This is a genomic window from Streptomyces similanensis, from assembly GCF_039543625.1.
In the GTDB taxonomy this organism is placed as follows: Bacteria; Actinomycetota; Actinomycetes; order Streptomycetales; family Streptomycetaceae; genus Streptomyces; species Streptomyces similanensis.
The window spans coordinates 14,975-32,576 of the sequence record NZ_BAABKC010000039.1; the positions used below are offsets into that span (position 1 = coordinate 14,975).

Consider the following 17,602-nt stretch of genomic DNA (forward strand, 5'->3'; position numbering starts at 1 on the left):
GGCCCGGACGAACGGAGGCACCCTCATGGCGACCCACATCACCTACCGACGCGTCTACGAGGACACCTCGCCCCAGGACGGCACACGTGTGCTCGTGGACCGCGTCTGGCCGCGCGGCATGCGCAAGGCGGACGCCCACCTGGACGAGTGGCTGCGCGACGTGGCGCCCTCCACCGACCTGCGCCACTGGTACGGCCACGAGCCGAGCCGCTACGACGAGTTCCGCCGCCGCTACCTGGCCGAACTGCGCGACGCCGGACACCGCGAAGCGGTCGGCCGGCTGCGCGAGCTGGCCGACCAGGACCGGCTCACCCTGCTCACCGCGACCAAGGACGTGGACCACAGCCAGGCCGCGGTCCTGGCCGAATGGCTCCACCACGACAGCCGCCCCCGCACCTGAAACCCCACACCCGAAACCCCACACCCGAAACCCCACACCTGAAAGCCCCCGACGGCCCGCCGTCCGCCGATTCGCACGATTGGCCGCTTGCGGTCGCCCCTGCCGCGGCCAAGACTTGCCATGGCCGCCGACTCCGCCCCCGCCCCCGCGGGGCGCGCAGGGCGCACGCGAGGCGAGAGGCGAGGGTGTGAGCAGCGACCGCTCTGGTGAGGCGCTGGACCGGCTGATGCGCTCGGCGCAGTACTTCTTCCCCGGCGAACAGTCGCCCGACCGGCGCGTCCTGTACCGGGACGGCGGCCGAGCCGCCGAGGAGTTCTACCGCGAGCGGTGGCGCCACGACCGCGAGGTCCGCTCCACCCACGGAGTGAACTGCACCGGCTCGTGCTCCTGGCGGGTGTTCGTCAAGGACGGCATCATCACCTGGGAGACCCAGGCCACCGACTACCCGAGCGTGGGCCCCGACTCGCCCGAGTACGAACCCCGCGGCTGCCCGCGCGGCGCCGCGTTCTCCTGGTACACCTACTCGCCCACCCGCATCCGCTACCCCTACGTCCGCCGCCCCCTGCTCCAGCTGTGGCGGCAGGCCCGCGCCCGCAGCGACGACCCGGTCGAGGCGTGGCAGTGGCTGACCTCCGACCCGGAGCGCCGCGCCCTCTACAAACGGGCCCGCGGCAAGGGCGGCTTCGTGCGCGCCACCTGGCGGGAGGTCGTCGAACTGGTCGCGGCCGCCCAGGTGGACACGGTCAAACGGTACGGTCCCGACCGCATCGTCGGCTTCTCGCCCATCCCGGCGATGTCGATCGCCTCGTACTCGGCGGGCACCCGCTACCTGTCGATGATCGGCGGGACCATCTCCTCCTTCTACGACTGGTACGCCGACCTGCCGATGGCCTCGCCGCAGGTGTTCGGCGACCAGACGGACGTACCGGAGTCCGGCGACTGGTGGAACGCCGGGTACCTCATCGTGTGGGGCACCAACCTGCCGATCACCCGCACCCCCGACGCCCACTTCATGACCGAGGCCCGCTACCGGGGACAGAAGGTCGTCGTGGTCTCCCCGGACTACGGCGACCACACCAAGTTCGCCGACGACTGGCTCGCCGCGGTCCCCGGCACCGACGGCGCGCTGGCCATGGCCATGGGCCACGTCATCCTCACCGAGTTCTACCGCGACCGGCGGGTGCCCCGCTTCACCGAGTACGCCAAGACCTACACCGACCTGCCGTTCCTGGTCCGGCTGCGCGAGCGCGACGGCGCGTACGTGCCGGACAAGTTCCTCACCGCCGCCGACCTGCCCGGCGCCGACGAGGAGGCGGCCGAGTTCAAGACCGTGCTGCTGGACGCCGCCACCGGCGAGCCGGTCGTGCCGAACGGCTCACTGGGCTTCCGCTGGACCTCGCCCGAGGACGGCCCCCGGTGGAACCTCAGGCTGGACGGCGTCGATCCGCTGCTGACCCTGTACGGCCGCCCGGGCGGCGAGGAGGTGGCGGTGGACCTGCCGCGCTTCGACGCGGGCCCGGAGGAGTCCGGCGGCGCGGTACGGCGCGGCGTGCCCGCCACCCGGGTCGGCGGGCACCTGGTGACGACGGTGTTCGACCTGGTCATGGCCCAGTACGCGGTGGGCCGCGCGGGCCTGCCCGGCCAGTGGCCCACCGGCTACGACGACGCGGACACGCCCTGCACCCCCGCCTGGCAGGAGGCCGTCACCTCGGTGCCGGCCAAGGCCGCGGCCCGGGTGGCCCGCGAGTTCGCGCGCAACGCCGAACGCACCGGCGGCCGCTCCATGATCGCGATGGGCGCGGGCACCAACCACTGGTTCCACTCCGACCAGATCTACCGCGCCTTCCTCTCCCTGACCATGCTCACCGGCAGCCAGGGCGTCAACGGCGGCGGCTGGGCGCACTACGTCGGCCAGGAGAAGGTCCGCCCCCTCACCGGCTGGTTCCACCTCGCCTTCGGCCTGGACTGGCAGCGCCCCACCCGGCACATGGTGGGCACCCCGCTGTTCTGGCTCGCCACCGACCAGTGGCGCTACGAGGCGTTCCCCGCCGACGTGCTCACCAGCCCGCTGGGCCGGGGCCGGCTGGCCAGGCGCACCCTGCCCGACCTCAACGCGCTCGCCGCCCGCCTCGGCTGGATGCCCTCCCACCCGACCTTCGACCGCAACCCGCTGGACCTCTGCGACGACGCCCAGCGGGCCGGCAAGGACGTCGCCGACCACATCGTGGACGAACTGAAGGCCGGCCGGCTGCGGTTCGCCGCCGAGGACCCCGACGACCCCGCCAACTTCCCCCGGGTGCTGCTGATCTGGCGCGCCAACCTGTTCGCGTCGTCGATGAAGGGCCACGAGTACATGCTCCGGCACCTGCTCGGCACCGACGACGCGATGACCGCCCCCGAGACCCCGCCCGAACTGCGGCCCCAGGACGTCACCTGGCGCGAGGAGGCGCCCGTCGGCAAGCTCGACCTGTCGGTCGCCGTCGACTTCCGGATGACCAGCACCTGCCTGTTCTCCGACGTGGTGCTGCCCGCCGCCACCTGGTACGAGAAGTTCGACCTGTCCTCCACCGACCTGCACCCCTTCGTGCACGCCTTCAACCCGGCCATCGCACCGCCCTGGCAGACCCGCAGCGACTTCGACATCTTCCACACCCTCGCCGCCGAGTTCTCCCGCCAGGCCGCCACCCACCTCGGAGTGCGCCGCGACGTCGTCGCCGCCCCGCTCGCCCACGACACCCCCGACGAACTGGCCCAGCCGCACGGCGTGGTGCGCGACTGGAAAACCGGCGAGTGCGAGCCCGTCCCCGGCCGCACCATGCCCAGACTGACCGTCGTGGAGCGCGACTACACCAAGGTCGCCGAGAAGATGGCCGCCGTGGGACCGCTGCTGGACACCCTCGGCACCGCCACCAAGGGCGTCACCTGGCACCCCGGCGAGGAGATCGACGACCTGCGCGCCCGCAACGGCGTCGTGCGCGGCGGCGTCGCCGACGGGCGGCCCTCCATCGCCCGCGACGACCAGTTCTGCGAGGCCGTCCTCGCCCTGTCCGGCACCACCAACGGCCGCCTGGCCGTCGCCTCGCTGCGCGCCCTGGAGAAACGCACCGGAGTGCCCCTCGCCGACCTCGCCGAGGAACGCTCCGGCGACCGCATCACCTTCGAGGACACCCGCGTCCAGCCCCGCGCCGTGATCACCTCGGCCGAGTGGTCCGGCACCGAGTCCGGCGGCCGGCGCTACTCGCCGTTCACCGTCAACGTCGAACGGCTCAAACCCTGGCACACCCTCACCGGCCGCCAGCACTTCTTCCTCGACCACGACTGGATGGCCGAGTTCGGCGAGCAACTCCCCGTCTACCGGCCCCCGCTGAACATGCTCGCCCACGTCGGCGACCCCCGCCGCAACCCGGCCGGGCACCCGGAACTGGTGGTGCGCTACCTGACCCCGCACTCGAAGTGGTCCATCCACTCCGAGTACCAGGAGAACCTGCACATGCTCACCCTGTTCCGCGGCGGTCCGGGCATCTGGATGAGCCCCCTGGACGCCGAGAAGATCCAGGTCGCCGACAACGACTGGATCGAGGCGTACAACCGCAACGGCGTCGTCGCCTGCCGGGCCGTGGTCACCCACCGCATGCCCGAGGGCACCGTGTTCATGTACCACACCATGGACCGGCACCTGAACGTGCCGCGCACCGAGACCTCCGGGCTGCACGGCGGCGGCGACAACTCCCTGACCCGCCTGCTGATCAAACCCACCCATCTCATCGGCGGCTACGCCCAGTTCAGCTACGCCTTCAACTACATCGGTCCCACCGGCAACCAACGTGACGAGATCACCGTCATCCGCCGCCGCGCGCAGGAGGTCGACTTCCAGTGAAGGTGATGGCCCAGGTGGCCATGGTGATGAACCTCGACAAGTGCATCGGCTGCCACACCTGCTCGGTGACCTGCAAACAGACCTGGACCAACCGGCCGGGCACCGAATACGTGTGGTTCAACAACGTCGAGACCAAGCCCGGCGCCGGATACCCGCGCCGCTACGAGGACCAGGAGAAGTGGAAGGGCGGCTGGACCCTGGACCGCCGCGGCCGGCTCAGGCTCAAGGCCGGCGGCCGGCTGCGCAAACTGCTCACCCTCTTCCACAACCCGGACATGCCCTCGCTGGACGACTTCTACGAGCCGTGGACGTACGACTACCAGAGCCTGACCACCGCGCCGCTGTCCGACACCTTCCCCAGCGCCCGCCCCAAGTCGCAGCTCACCGGCCGGGACATGCGGCCGGTGCACGGCCCCAACTGGGACGACGACCTCGCCGGCGCCGCCGAGTACGCCGCCGCCGACCCCAACCTGAGGGGCCTGGCCGAACGGGTGCGCCTGGAGTTCGAGCACACCTTCATGTTCTACCTGCCGCGCATCTGCGAGCACTGCCTCAACCCGTCCTGCGTGGCCTCCTGCCCCTCCGGAGCGATGTACAAGCGCGAGGAGGACGGCATCGTCCTGGTCGACGAGGACCGCTGCCGCGGCTGGCGGTTCTGCGTCTCCGGCTGCCCCTACAAGAAGGTCTACTTCAACCACCGCACCGGCAAGGCCGAGAAGTGCACCTTCTGCTACCCGCGCATCGAGGCCGGCCAGCCCACCATCTGCGCGGAGACCTGCGTGGGCCGGCTGCGCCACCTCGGCGTCATGCTCTACGACGCCGACGCCGTCCTCGACGCCGCCTCCGTCCAGGACGACAAGGACCTCTACGAGGCCCAGCTGTCCGTCTTCCTCGACCCGCACGAGGACTGGGTGCGCGAGGCCGCCGCCCGCGACGGCATCGCGCACGACTGGATCGAGGCCGCCCGCCGCTCACCCGTGTACGCCCTGATCAAGGAACACCGGGTGGCGCTGCCCCTGCACCCCGAGTACCGCACCATGCCCATGGTCTGGTACGTGCCGCCGCTCTCCCCGGTCGCCGACGCCGTGCACGCCACCGGCTACCACGACGACGACCCCGACCGGATCTTCGCCGCCATCGACGCGCTGCGCATCCCCGTGGAATACCTGGCGAACCTGTTCACCGCGGGCGACACCGCCGTCGTCGAGGGCGTGCTGCGCAAACTCACCGCGATGCGCGGCCACATGCGGGCCAAGCAGCTCGGCGACCCGGCCGACCGGCGCCTGCTGGAGCGGGCCGGCGCCACCGCCGACGGCATCGAGGACCTCTACCGGCTGCTCGCCGTCGCCAAGTACGACGAGCGCTACGTCATCCCCAAGACGCACGCCGAAGGCTCCGGCGCCCTGATGGCCCAGCACTGCTCCCTGGACCGCCCCGGCGGAGTCGCCGACCTCGCCTCCCACGACGAGGTGGACCCCGCCCCGCCCGAACTGCCCGGACTCGCCGCGCCCGGCGGCGGCGCCCACTTCCGCGACAGCGACGGACAGGTCCGCTTCAACCTCCTCGGCTGGAACGGCAGCGCACCCGCCCCCGGCCTCTTCGGCGGCACCGAGGGGAGCGCCCCGTGAACCGCCGCCCGGCCCCCGACACCCCCGCCCTGCACCGCATCGCCGCCGTCCTGCTGCGCTATCCCGACCCGACGGTGCTCGCCCGCCTCGACGATGTGACCGCGGCGCTCCCGGCCGTCCGCGACACCGCCGACCGGGCCCGGCTCGCGGCCGTCGCCGCACACCTGCGCGCCCTGCCGCCTGACGAGGCCGCCGAGCGCTACGTCGCCACCTTCGACCACACCCGCCGCCACTGCCTGCACCTGACCTACTACCGGCACGGCGACACCCGCGCCCGCGGCATGGCGCTGCTCGCCCTCAAACACACCTACCGGCAGGCCGGACAGGAACCCCCCGAGGACGAACTGCCCGACCACCTGCCGCTCGTCCTGGAGTTCGCCGCGCTCGCCCCCGAACCCGGCCACCGCGTCCTGCTCCAGTGCCGGGCCGGACTCGAACTCCTGCGCACGGCACTGGCCGAGCGCTCCGACCCGTACACCCCCGTCCTGGACGCCGTCTGCGGACGCCTGCCCCGGCCGGGCCGCCGCGACCGCGACACCTGGCGGCGGCTGGCCGCCGAGGGACCCCCGGGCGAACACGTGGGCGCGCACCCGGCGGGCACCGAGCCCTTCGCCCCGCCCGAATACCTGACCTCCGCCCACACGCCCCCACCGGCGGCGTCCGCGGCGAGCGCGAACAGGGAGGACCGATGAACTCCTGGGACCTGTGGTGGTGGGTCATCCTGCCCTACCTCGCCCTCGTCACCTTCGTCGTCGGCCACATCTGGCGCTGGCGCTACGACCAGTTCGGCTGGACCAGCCGCTCCACCCAGCTCCAGGAGGGCCGCCTGCTCAAATGGGGCGGCCCCCTCTTCCACTACGGCGCCTTCGCGGCCATCGCCGGACACGTGCTCGGCATCCTCGTCCCGGAGTCCTTCACCCGCCGGCTCGGCATCCCGGAGAACACCTACCGCTGGTTCTCCTCCGTCGGTGGCACCGTCGCCGCGCTCGCGGTGCTCGCCGGGGTCGCCGTGCTCGCCTTCCGCCGCACGACCGTGCCCCGGGTGCGCGCCACCACCAGCCCGGTCGACTGGCTCGCCCTGATCCTGCTGGCGGTCGTGATCGTGCTGGGCGTCATCCCGACCCTCGGCATCAACCTCTTCGGCGCGGGCTACGACTACCGGCGCAGCGTCTCCCTGTGGTTCCGGGGCCTGTTCGCCGGGAACCCCGACGTCCCCGCGATCACCCACGCGCCGCTCATCTACCAGGTGCACGCCACCGCCGCCTGGGCCATCCTCGCCGTGTGGCCCTTCACCCGGCTCGTCCACGCCTGGAGCCTGCCGCTGTGGTACCTGTGGCGCCCCTACGTCCTCTACCGCCGCCGGGTGCCCGCCCACCCCGCCGAGCCGGGCACCGGAGGCCGCCGCTGGCGCCGCATCGGCGTCCGCTACTGACCGCGCGCCGCCGCCCTGCTCACCGTCGCCAAGAAACCCTGACTACCCGCGCCGGAAGCGGTCAGGAGCCGGACATGACCACGACGCACGGACCGGACCGGCCGGACGAGCCGGCACAGCGACTGCGGGCCGCGGCCGCCGAGGTGTTCGGCTGGGACGCCCTGCGGCCCGGGCAGCTCACGGCGATGGAATGGGTGCTGGCCGGCCACGACGCCCTGGTGGTGATGCCCACCGGCTCCGGCAAGTCCGCCGTCTTCCAGGCGCCCGCGCCGCTGCTGCCCGGACCGGTCGTGGTGGTCTCCCCGCTGCTCGCCCTGCAACGCGACCAGATCGCCGGGCTCCCCGAGCGGGCGCCGCGCGCCGTCGCCCTGAACTCCGCCCTCACCGCGGCCGAGGAACAGGCCGCCTGGCGGGCGGTGGAGGAGGGCGCCGCCGGCTTCGTCTACCTCGCCCCCGAGCAACTGGCCAAGGACGAGGTCGTGGAGCGGCTGGCCGGGGCGCACCCGGCCCTGTTCGTGGTGGACGAGGCGCAGTGCGTCTCCTCCTGGGGCCACGACTTCCGGCCCGACTACCTGCGCCTGGAGCAGGCCGTACGCCGTCTGGGCCGGCCGCCGCTGCTGGCGCTGACCGCGACGGCGGCCCCGCCGGTGCGCCGCGAGATCGTCGAACGGCTCGGCATGGAACGGCCCAAGGTGCTGGTCACCGGGTTCGACCGGCCCGGCATCCGGCTGGAGGCGCGCCGCTTCCGGGACGACGAGGAGCGGCGGCGCGCCCTGATCGAGCGGGCCGCCGCCGAACCGAAGCCGGGCCTCGTCTACGCGGCCACCCGCAAGGACACCGAGCGGTACGCGCGGGAGCTGGCCGACCTCGGGTTCGCCGCCGAGGCGTACCACGCGGGACTGCGGGCCGCCGATCGCCGGCGCATCCACGAGGCGTTCCAGTCGGGGCGGGCGGACGTCGTGGTGGCGACCTCCGCCTTCGGCATGGGCATCGACAAGGAGGACGTGCGGTTCGTGCTGCACGCGGCGCTGCCCGGCTCGCTGGACGCTTACTACCAGGAGATCGGCCGCGCGGGCCGGGACGGCGGGCCGGCCCTCGCGGTGCTGCACTACCGGCCCGAGGACACCGGCATGCAGGCATACTTCGCCTCCCGCACGACGGGCCGGGACACGCTGGACGAGGTCGCCGACGCCGTGCACGAGCACCGCGACGACCCCGCCGACCTGGCCGCACTGCGCGAGGACACCGGTCTGTCCCGCCCCCGGGTGACCACGGCCGTGAACCTGCTGGAGGAGGCGGGCGCCGTCACCACGGGCGAGGAGGGCGAGGTGCGCCCGACGCCGGGCGCCGACCCGGACGAAGCGGCGGCGCGGGCGGAGCGGACGGCCGAGGCGCACCGCCGCACCGACCGCTCCCGGGTGGAGATGGCCCGCGCCTACGCCGAGACCACCGGCTGCCGCCGGCACTTCCTGCTCGGCTACTTCGGCGAGGCCTACGAGCCGCCGTGCGGCAACTGCGACCGCTGCGAGGCGGCCGCCGCCGACCCGGACGCGGCCGCCGCCGGCCGCCGGCCCGCTCACCCCGCCGCCGGCCGCTACCCGGTGGGCGCCGAGGTGCGGCACGGGCAGTGGGGCGCGGGCACGGTCCTCAGGGAGGACGGCGACCGCATCACCGTCCTGTTCGACGAGGCCGGCTACCACACCCTGTCCCTGGACGCGCTGGCCGGGCGCGACGACCTCCTGACGGTGGTGCGCCGGCCCGGCGGGGACGACGGCGCGGGCTAGCTGCTCCGCCCGGCCGCGTCGCGGTTCACGTCAGCAGGAGCCCTCGTCCTCCCACGGACCCCACTGCGAGGCCCCGGGGGTCTCGTTCTGGGTCCACCACTTGGCCTTCCAGTTGTGGCTGTTGTACGACACCTCGCTGCCGCCGGTGTACGCGGTGCTCCCGCTCCAGGCCGGCTTGCACTGGGTGCTCGGCGGCGGGGTGGGGCTGCTGGGCGGCGGGGAGGTCGGGGGAGTGGTGGGCGGGGTGACGCCGGCGAACTTCACCGAGTACTTGGCGAAGTCCCAGGAGTTCTGCGCGACGCTGGAGCAGGTGCCCGACGTACGGCCGCCGTTGTCGGCCGGGGTGCACTGGCGGTCGCGGTTCAGGGACCAGAAGGTGAAGCGGTCCATGTTGTGGGAGGTGGCGTAGTCCAGGACGGTCTGGAAGTCGGCCTGGGTGAAGATCTCGCCGGTGTCGCTGCGGCCGTTCATGCCGGAGAAGCCCTCGTGGGCGTAGGCGGTGGCCTCGCTCCAGCCGAAGGTGGACTGGAGGATCTTGTTGAAGTTGGTCAGCGCGCCGGTCTGCGAGGCCGCTCCGTTGAAGCCGCCGTCGAAGGGCATGATGGAGAAGTTGTTCGGCGTGAAGCCCTGCGACTTGGCCTCCAGCAGCATCTGCTTGCCGAACCAGCCGGTGCCGTCGGCGGTGCCGGCGGTGGTGACGGAGACGTAGAGGCCGGGGTTGTTCTGCTGGAGGATCCTGGCGGCGCCGATCTCGTTCTTGATGGCCGCCGTGTTCTCGTACTCCGGCTCCTCCAGGTCGAAGTCGATGGCGTGCAGGCCGTACTTGGTGATGACCTGCTGGTAGGCCGCCGCGGTGGAGGCCGCGTCGGAGCATGCCTGGCCGAGCTTGGTGCCGCCGTAGCCGCCGATGGAGACGGAGACGTCGCCGCCCTTGGCGCGGATGGCGTCGATCACCGACTTCACGGCGGTGTCCGAGGAGACGGCGGCCGTGCCGTCCCAGGTGGGCGAGCAGCCGCCGCCGTTGGGGGCGAGGACGAAGGCGAGCTGGAAGGCCTTGAGCCCGGTGGCGTCCATGATGGCGCCGGCGCTCGGCGGGTCGTTGTCGAGCGGCATCAGATACGGGGCCGCGGCGTACCAGCGGTTGCTCAGCGCTTCCGCCGAGTTGGTCGCGCCCGAGGCGCTGCCCGCGACCAGGGCGGTGGTGCCGGCGGCGGCGAGGGCGACGGCGGCGGCCGCGCCCAGACATGCGCGAAGAGGTCTCACTGCGTGCCTCCAGGGGGTGGGGAGGGGGAAGTGGCCCCAGCTTCCTGACCCTGTTGCGAGCACGTCAATGGATTGGTCTGGACCAGGTGATTCTTTGGACTAGACCATACGATTCCTTTACCTCAACAACCCCTGGTGGCAACCGGATTCACCCCGAAAACGACGTACGCCCGGCATGATGCCGGGCGTACGTTCCTGATCACCGCGGAAGGCTCACGCCGCCCCGCGGGCGACCGTCACCAGCGATACCAGCGGCCCTTGCGGCCGCCGCTGCCGGCCGGCCGCACGATGAAGCCGAGCAGCCACAGCACGAGCACGACGATCGCGACCCACCAAAGGATCTTCAAGGCGAAGCCGGCGCCGAACAGGATCAGGGCCAGCAGAAGAACGAGAAGCAAAGGAACCATGATTATCAACCTCCGCTCCACCGAATGCCCTTGATTCCCAGGAAAACGCGCACACTCTTCAATGTTTCCAAGAGGTTATGGGGGGAACCCGGCGGTGCTGTGACGGTGCGCCGGATCGGCCTGGTCGTCCACGGCGGACGCCCCGAGGCCCAGGCCGCTCAGCGGGTCGTGCACGCCTGGTGCGACGAGCGCGCCGTGCCGTGCACCGACATCGACGCGTGGCACGACGGCGGCCGGCGCAACGCCGGCGCGGAGGTCGAGGCCGCCGGCGACCCCGACCTCATCGTCACCCTCGGCGGCGACGGCACCTTCCTGCGCGGCGCCCGCCTCGCCGCCGAGCACGACGCGCTCCTCCTCGGCGTCGACCTCGGCCGCGTCGGCTTCCTCACCGAAGTGCCCGCCACCCAGGTGCGCCTGGCGCTGGACGCGCTGCGGGAGGACCGGATCACGGTCGAGAGCCGGATGCTGCTCACCATGCGCGCCTCGCGCCGCCTGGAGGTGCCCGCGGGCATCGAAGAACTGATGCGCTACGGCCGCCGCCCCATGCTGCCCCCGCCGCGGGTGCGCGCCGACTGCGAGGCCGGCGGCGACTGGGGCGTAGCCCTCAACATCACCGCCCTCAACGAGATCGCCGTCGAGAAACTCGCCCGGGACCGGCAGGTGTCGGCCGGCGTCTACCTCGCCGGCCGGCTCCTCGCGTCCTACTCCGCCGACGCGCTGCTCGTCGCCACGCCCACCGGCTCGACCGCCTACAGCTTCGCCGCCGGCGGCCCGGTCGTCTCGCCGCGCGCCGACGCCCTGGTGTTCACCCCGGTCGCCCCGCACATGGCGTTCAACCGCTCGGTCGTGGCCGCCCCGGACGAACCCGTCGCGCTGCGCGTGCTCGAACGCTCCGGCCAGGCCGCCGTCAGCGTCGACGGCCAGTTGCGCGGCGTCCTCGACCCGGGCGACTGGATCGGCGTCTACGCCGCCCCGCGCCGGCTGCGGGCCGTACGGCTCGGCCCGATGGACTTCTACGGCCGGCTGCGCGAGCGCATGAACCTCACCGACGCCCCGGCCGCCGTCGCCGACGGTACCCCGGCGCCGCTGTGGCCGGTGAGCAGCCCGCGGCCCGGCGACCTCGCCCACCTGGCGCTGCCGCCCGCGCCCGACGGCGCGCCGGAACCGGCCCCGGACCGCGAGCGCTGAGCCCCGCCCGGCCGCGGGCACGAATTGCAGGCGCCCCGCCGAGCGGTGAGTCTGGTACCGGCCCGCAACGCACCACCGACCCCCGGAGGCACGCGTGGCAGTACGTCACCGGCTCATCAGGACCAGTCCCGAGGAGGTGTGGACCGTCCTGGCCGACGGCAGCCGGTACGCGGACTGGGTGGTGGGCACCGCGCAGTCCCGGCCGGTGCGCGGACAGTGGCCGCAGCTGGACTCGGCCATCGAGTACGAGGTCCGCGTCGGCCCGCTGCGGCTCACCAACCAGACCATCGTGCGCAACCACGAGGCGGGCTCGCTCCTCGAACTGGAGGCCCACGCGGGCTTCCTCGGCACCGCGCGCATCGCCATCGAAGTACGCCCCTGGGGCGAGCACTGCCTGGTCGTCGTGGACGAACACCCCCTCCAGGGCGCGGGCGGCGCGGTCCACAACATGGCCGTGGAGACACTGATCCAGCTCCGCCACCGCGCCATGCTCGCCCGGCTCGCCAAGGTCTGCGAGGGCGACGCCGAGGACGCGCGGCGAGGGGCGCGGCACGGTGCGGGCCTGCCGCGGTCGGGAGGCGGACATGCCTGACGCCGTGGTGATCGGCGCCGGCCCCAACGGCCTGGTGGCGGCCAACCTGCTCGCCGACGCCGGCTGGAGCGTGGAGGTCCTGGAGGAGCAGCCCGAACCGGGCGGCGCGGTCCGCCACGACCGGGGCGTGCACCCCGACTACGTCAACGACCTGTTCAGCTCGTTCTACCCGCTCGCCGCCGCCTCGCCCGTCGTGGCCGGCCTGCGGCTCCAGGACCACGGACTGCGCTGGAGCCACGCCCCGCACGTGCTGGCCCACCCCCTCACCGACGGCCGGTGCGCCGTCCTCGACCGCGACCCCGGTGTCACCGCCGCCTCGCTCGACGCCTTCGCGGCCGGCGACGGAGCGGCCTGGCGCGAGCTGCACCAGCTGTGGGAACGCCTCGGCCCGGACCTCATGGACGCCCTGTTCGCCCCCTTCCCGCCGGTCAGGGCCGGGGCCCGGCTGCTGGCCCGGCTGCGCGGGGCCGGCGGACTGCGGGTGGCCCGCACCATGCTGCTGCCGGTCCGCCGCATGGGCGAGGAGGAGTTCCGCGGCGAGGGCGGCCGGCTCCTGCTGGCCGGCAACGCCCTGCACGCCGACCTCGCACCCGAGTCCGCGGGCAGCGGCGGCTTCGGCTGGCTGATGTCCATGCTCGGCCAGAGCCACGGCTTCCCCGTCCCGCTCGGCGGCTCCGGCGCCCTCACCGCCGCCCTGGTCCGGCGGCTGCACACCCGCGGCGGCATCCTGCGCTGCGGCGAACGCGTCGACCACGTCGTCGTGCGCGACGGGCGGGCCGTCGGCGTCCGCACGGCCGGCGGCGACCTGGTGCCCGCCTGGCGCGCCGTCCTCGCGGACGTCTCCGCGCCCGACCTGTACGGCCGCCTCCTCGACCCGGCCGAGCTGCCCGGCCAGCTTTTGGCCGACCTGCGCCGCTTCCAGTGGGACTTCGCCACCTTCAAGGTCGACTGGGCGCTCGACGGACCCGTGCCCTGGCACACCGAGGGACCGGTCGGCGCGGGCACCGTCCACCTCGCCGACGGTTTCGACGAACTCACCCGCTTCACCGCCCAGATCGCCATGCGCCAGGTGCCCGACCGGCCCTTCACCGTGTTCGGCCAGATGACCACCGCGGACGCCACCCGCTCACCGCTGGGCACGGAGTCCGCCTGGGCCTACACCCACGTCCCGCGCGAGATCACCGGCGACGCGGGCGAGGAGGGCCTGACCGGCGCCTGGAGCCCCGGCGAACAGGAGATCATGGCCGACCGGATGGAACGGCAGGTCGAACGGTTCGCTCCCGGCTTCCGCGCGAGGATCCGCGCCCGCCGCGTCCTCGCCCCGACCACGCTCCACTCGCTGGACCGCAACCTCGACACCGGGTCCATCAACGGCGGCACCACGGCCATCCACCAGCAGCTCGTGTTCCGCCCGCTGCCCGGCACCGGCCGCCCCGAGACACCGGTGGCCGCCCTCTACCTGGCCTCGGCGGGCGCCCACCCCGGTGGCGGCGTCCACGGCGCGCCCGGCGCCAACGCGGCCCGCGCCGCCCTGCGCCGCCGGCTGCCCCCCGGCCTCTCCCGGGCCCAGCGCGCCCTGGCCCGTCGCGACCGCACGGGCCGCCGCACCTGACCGGCCCCGCGGGCCGCCCCGTCAGGTCCGGTGCTCGCCGGGCCGGCCGGGCATCCGGTACGCGGCGAGCGCGGCGATGTCGTCGTCGAGCCGCCCGTCGCTGTAGTCGAGCAGATCCTCGTGCAACCGGTCCAGCAGCTCGCGCGGCGCCAGCACCGCCCACGGTCCCACCCGCTCGGCGAGCGGATAGAAGACCCCGTCGGTGTCCCGGGTCTCGGTCACGCCGTCGGTGTACAGCAGCAGCTGGTCGCCCGGCCGGAAGGGCACCACGTCCACGTGGTAGCCGTTGCCGGCCAGCGCCCCGAGGTTGATCGGCGGCGAGGGGGCGCTCGCGTACAGCTCGGTGACGCGGCCGGAGTGGATGAGCAGGGGCGGCGGATGACCGCAGTTGACGATGCGCACCGCGTGCTCGTCGTCCGGGATCTCGGCGAACACCGCCGTGACGAACCGCTCCGCCGCCTCGCCGCCGGGCAACTGCGCGGCGTGCCGGCTCATGCTCCGCTCCATGCGGCGCGCCACGCCCGTCAGATCGGGCTCGTCGTGCGCGGCTTCCCGGAAGGCGCCCAGTATCGTCGCGGCGGTCTCCACCGCCACCAGCCCCTTGCCGCGCACATCACCGACCAGCAGCCGTACGCCGTAGACCGTCGGCACCGCCTCGTACAGGTCGCCGCCGATGCGGGCCTCGGCGGCGGCGGACAGGTACAGCGTCTCCACCGAGACCTGGCCCAGCCGGCGCGGCACCGGGCGCAGTAAAACCCGCTGCGCGGTCTCGGCCACCGAGCGCACCGTGGCGAGCGTGCGCTCCCGGCGGATCCGGTGCACGGCCAGGATCGTGCCGAGCACCCCGACCAGACTGGTGCACACGTAGTTCGCCACGTAATGGCGGTCCCACAGGTAGCCGACGGAACGCCCGGCGCAGCACGGGGTGCCCGCCAGCACTCCCTCGAACACGATGGCGAACACCGTGAAGGCGGCCACCGCGAGGGGACCGTAGGCGTAGGCGGCGACCAGCGGCAGCGCGATGAGCAGGAAGCTGACGGGCCAGACCACCGGCGTCAGCGGCTCCAGGATCAGCACCCCGGCCACGTACAGGAAGGGCAGCCAGCGCAGCCACCTCGGCGGGGCGGGCACGCGCGGCAGCGGGACGCCCGACGCCGCGGGCGGCTTGCCGTCCGCGGCTCCGCCCGCCCGCCTCATCGCCCGCTCCGGCGGCGCCCGGGCCCGGCCCGGCGCACCGCGGCCGGCGGGCCGGAGGCACACGCGGACGCGCGGGCCGGCTCGGTGGGACGGTCCTCGCGAAAACACTCAGGCGGCCTGTTCACAACAGCTCCCGGCGGGCTTGACCAAGACCACCAGCCTGCTGGGGTCCACCACCGCGCCCGCTTCATTGCTCCAGGCAAGGGCATGTCCGCGGCCCCGGTGAAGCGGGCGATCCGGGGCATACGGCGGGAGTGATCTTCGACAGTCACCGAGGAGGGGGACCCGCCGTCGTGACCGTGCCCGAACGCAGCGTACGCCGCAGCGGCCGCATACGCGCCTTCGACCTGCGGGCGACCGCGCTGTTCTTCGCCCTGGCGGCCATCCTGCTGGTCGCCGGAGCCTACACCGCCCGCGCGGCGCTCGCCGCCGCCGAACGGCGGCCGGCCTGGGCCGTCGTGCTGTGCCTGATCGGCACGGCCGCCGCCGCCCTCGCCGTACGCCGCCGCAGGCGGCGCGGACACCTCGCGCGGCGGACCGCGCGCCGCGCCGCCGCCGCGCTCCAGGAGGGCGCGATGACGGCGCTGGACGCCCTGGAGACGCCGCCCGAGCAGGCGCCGGCCGTCGTCGTGCCCGCCCAGGCAGGTCCCGGCGGCCGGGGCGCGCCGCTCGCCGAGGACACCGTGGTCCTGGCCGACCCGGTGGTCGACTACGGCCTGCTCGACCCCTACGAGTTCGAACAGGCCGTGGCGGCGCTGTGCGAGCGGGACGGCTGCGCGGGCGTGGAGGTGTCGGGCGGGGCCGGTGACCTGGGCGCCGACGTGCTGGCCGTCGCCCCGGACGGGCGTCGCGTGGTCGTCCAGTGCAAGCGCTACTGCGCCACCAACCGGGTCGGCTCCGAGGATCTCCAGCGCTTCGGCGGCACCTGCTACACCGTGCACGAGGCCGAACTCGCGCTCTTCGTCACCACCAGCGACTTCACCGCGCCGGCCGTCGAGTACGCCGAGCAGTGCGGCATCGTCTGCGTCGACGGCGAGGCCCTGAAGGCGTGGAGCGACGGCGCCGCCCCGCCGCCGTGGGCCGTCGTCAGTCCCGTCCCGCCGCCGGTCCGGCCGTAGCCCGCAGCGCGTGCTCGCCGAAGCTCCGGGCCACCGGCGGCAGGGTGCGCCCGGCGAGCCGGGCCAGCCCGATGTCCCGGGCGCCGCGCACATCGGTGATCTCCAGGTACCGGATGGGGAAGTCGGGGGTGGCCGCGGTGTCCGGCGACGACGGGATCAGGGAGACGCCCAGACCGGCCGCGACCAGGCCGCGCAGCGTGTGCACCTCCTCGCCCTCGAAGCCGACCAGCGGGGCGAACCCGGCCTCCCGGCACAGCGTCTCGGTGACGCTGCGCAGCCCGTAGCCCGGTTTGAGCAGGATGAACGGCTCCCCGGCGACCTCGGCGAGCCGGACCCGGCCGCGCCCGGCCAGCCGGTGCCCGGTCGGCACCGCGAGCCACAGCGGCTCGACCAGCAGCCGCCGCCAGGTGATCAGCGGATGGCCCGGGTCGCCGCTGGTGATCACCAGGTCGGCGGTGGCGTCGAGCAGGTGCTGCACCAGGCCGTTCTCCTCGTGCTGGCGCAGTTCGAACCGGACGTGGGGGTGCGCCTCGCGGAACCCGGTCACCAGCTTCGGCACCAGCCAGGTGCCCAGCGTGTGCAGGAAGGCCAGCGACACCACGCCCGCCTCCGGGTCGACGACCTCCGCGACCGCCCGCCGCCCGCGGTCCCAGCTGTCGAGGGCCGCGTCCGCGTACTCCTTGAACACCCGTCCCGCCGGGGTGGGGCGCAGCACCCGGCCGACCCGCTGGAGCAGCTCCGCGCCCACCTCCTCCTCCAGCCGGCGCAGCGCCCGCGACAGGGCGGGCTGGGTGAGGCCGGCCTCCGCCGCGGCCTCGGTCACGGTCATGCCCTCGGCGACCGCCCGGAAGGACCGCAGCACCTCCAGATCCATCGCGCTCACCCGCCCGCCGCGCGGACACCCGCGCACCGGGCGGCCGGGAAACCCGGCCCGGAGGAGGGCGCCGCCGCGCCGCCGCCCAGGTTGCGCGCGCTGACCGCGTCGCAGAGCCGTTCCGCCGTGGTGACCGCGGCCTCCAGCGCCGTCAGGTCGCGGCCGGGGCGGCCCGGCTCGGCGTGGGCGTGGGCGACGGCGCGGCGGGCCCGGGCCAGCCGGTGGTAGGC

The 17,602-nt window shown here is 73.9% G+C and carries 14 protein-coding genes and 1 pseudogene; 10 read left to right on the forward strand and 5 right to left on the reverse strand.

Going from position 1 to position 17,602, the window contains the following annotated elements:
• Positions 1–25: 25 nt before the first annotated feature.
• From ABEB07_RS12965 to ABEB07_RS12990, 6 genes are all read left to right on the forward strand, one after another.
• The gene (locus tag ABEB07_RS12965; RefSeq protein WP_345668471.1) at positions 26–400 is read left to right on the forward strand and encodes a DUF488 domain-containing protein; all 375 of its coding nucleotides are present in this window, start codon (positions 26–28) and stop codon (positions 398–400) included.
• Between the two features lie 226 nt (positions 401–626).
• Entirely contained in the window at positions 627–4,277 is a 3,651-nt protein-coding gene (locus ABEB07_RS12970) for a nitrate reductase subunit alpha (protein ID WP_345668549.1), read from the forward strand.
• Positions 4,274–5,905, forward strand: coding sequence for a nitrate reductase subunit beta (gene narH / locus ABEB07_RS12975; RefSeq protein WP_345668472.1), 1,632 nt, complete (start codon positions 4,274–4,276; stop codon positions 5,903–5,905). Before ABEB07_RS12970 ends, narH begins: the two co-directional genes overlap by 4 nt.
• Positions 5,902–6,597 (forward strand): nitrate reductase molybdenum cofactor assembly chaperone, encoded by a 696-nt coding sequence (gene narJ / locus ABEB07_RS12980; RefSeq protein WP_345668473.1) that lies wholly within the window; start codon positions 5,902–5,904, stop codon positions 6,595–6,597. The genes narH and narJ overlap by 4 nt, the downstream gene beginning before the upstream one ends.
• Positions 6,594–7,337: a respiratory nitrate reductase subunit gamma gene (gene narI, locus ABEB07_RS12985; protein ID WP_176151575.1), complete on the forward strand. Its 744-nt coding sequence runs from the start codon at positions 6,594–6,596 to the stop codon at positions 7,335–7,337. The genes narJ and narI overlap by 4 nt, the downstream gene beginning before the upstream one ends.
• 74 nt (positions 7,338–7,411) lie before the next feature.
• The gene (locus ABEB07_RS12990) at positions 7,412–9,121 is read left to right on the forward strand and encodes a RecQ family ATP-dependent DNA helicase (RefSeq protein ID WP_345668474.1); all 1,710 of its coding nucleotides are present in this window, start codon (positions 7,412–7,414) and stop codon (positions 9,119–9,121) included.
• A 30-nt stretch (positions 9,122–9,151) separates the two neighbouring features.
• Here the strand turns inward: ABEB07_RS12990 and ABEB07_RS12995 are convergent, their stop codons facing one another.
• Entirely contained in the window at positions 9,152–10,384 is a 1,233-nt protein-coding gene (locus ABEB07_RS12995; protein ID WP_176151577.1) for a chitinase, read from the reverse strand.
• A gap of 236 nt (positions 10,385–10,620) precedes the next feature.
• The gene (locus ABEB07_RS13000; protein ID WP_164586308.1) at positions 10,621–10,791 is read right to left on the reverse strand and encodes a hydrophobic protein; all 171 of its coding nucleotides are present in this window, start codon (positions 10,789–10,791) and stop codon (positions 10,621–10,623) included.
• 99 nt (positions 10,792–10,890) lie between these two features.
• On the opposite strand from ABEB07_RS13000, the gene ABEB07_RS13005 reads away from it, so the two are divergent.
• The 3 genes from ABEB07_RS13005 (at position 10,891) to ABEB07_RS13015 (ending at position 14,183) form a co-directional block, all read left to right on the forward strand.
• Positions 10,891–11,979, forward strand: coding sequence for an NAD(+)/NADH kinase (locus tag ABEB07_RS13005; protein WP_176151578.1), 1,089 nt, complete (start codon positions 10,891–10,893; stop codon positions 11,977–11,979).
• Positions 11,980–12,073: 94 nt separating this feature from the next.
• Positions 12,074–12,571, forward strand: a complete 498-nt coding sequence (locus ABEB07_RS13010; RefSeq protein WP_345668475.1) for an SRPBCC family protein — start codon at positions 12,074–12,076, stop codon at positions 12,569–12,571.
• Entirely contained in the window at positions 12,564–14,183 is a 1,620-nt protein-coding gene (locus ABEB07_RS13015) for a phytoene desaturase family protein (RefSeq protein WP_345668476.1), read from the forward strand. The genes ABEB07_RS13010 and ABEB07_RS13015 overlap by 8 nt, the downstream gene beginning before the upstream one ends.
• A 21-nt stretch (positions 14,184–14,204) precedes the next feature.
• Here the strand turns inward: ABEB07_RS13015 and ABEB07_RS13020 are convergent, their stop codons facing one another.
• Positions 14,205–15,380, reverse strand: a complete 1,176-nt coding sequence (locus ABEB07_RS13020) for a PP2C family protein-serine/threonine phosphatase (RefSeq protein WP_345668477.1) — start codon at positions 15,378–15,380, stop codon at positions 14,205–14,207.
• A gap of 293 nt (positions 15,381–15,673) precedes the next feature.
• Between ABEB07_RS13020 and ABEB07_RS13025 the strand changes: the two genes are divergently transcribed.
• The gene (locus tag ABEB07_RS13025) at positions 15,674–16,498 is read left to right on the forward strand and encodes a restriction endonuclease (protein WP_345668478.1); all 825 of its coding nucleotides are present in this window, start codon (positions 15,674–15,676) and stop codon (positions 16,496–16,498) included.
• On the opposite strand, the gene ABEB07_RS13030 is transcribed toward ABEB07_RS13025, so the two are convergent.
• Together ABEB07_RS13030 and ABEB07_RS13035 are read right to left on the reverse strand one after the other, a co-directional pair.
• Entirely contained in the window at positions 16,467–17,372 is a 906-nt protein-coding gene (locus tag ABEB07_RS13030) for a LysR family transcriptional regulator (RefSeq protein ID WP_345668550.1), read from the reverse strand. The two genes, ABEB07_RS13025 and ABEB07_RS13030, sit on opposite strands and share 32 nt — an antisense overlap.
• A gap of 5 nt (positions 17,373–17,377) precedes the next feature.
• A pseudogene (locus ABEB07_RS13035) lies at positions 17,378–17,602 on the reverse strand (FUSC family protein); the annotation flags it as partial.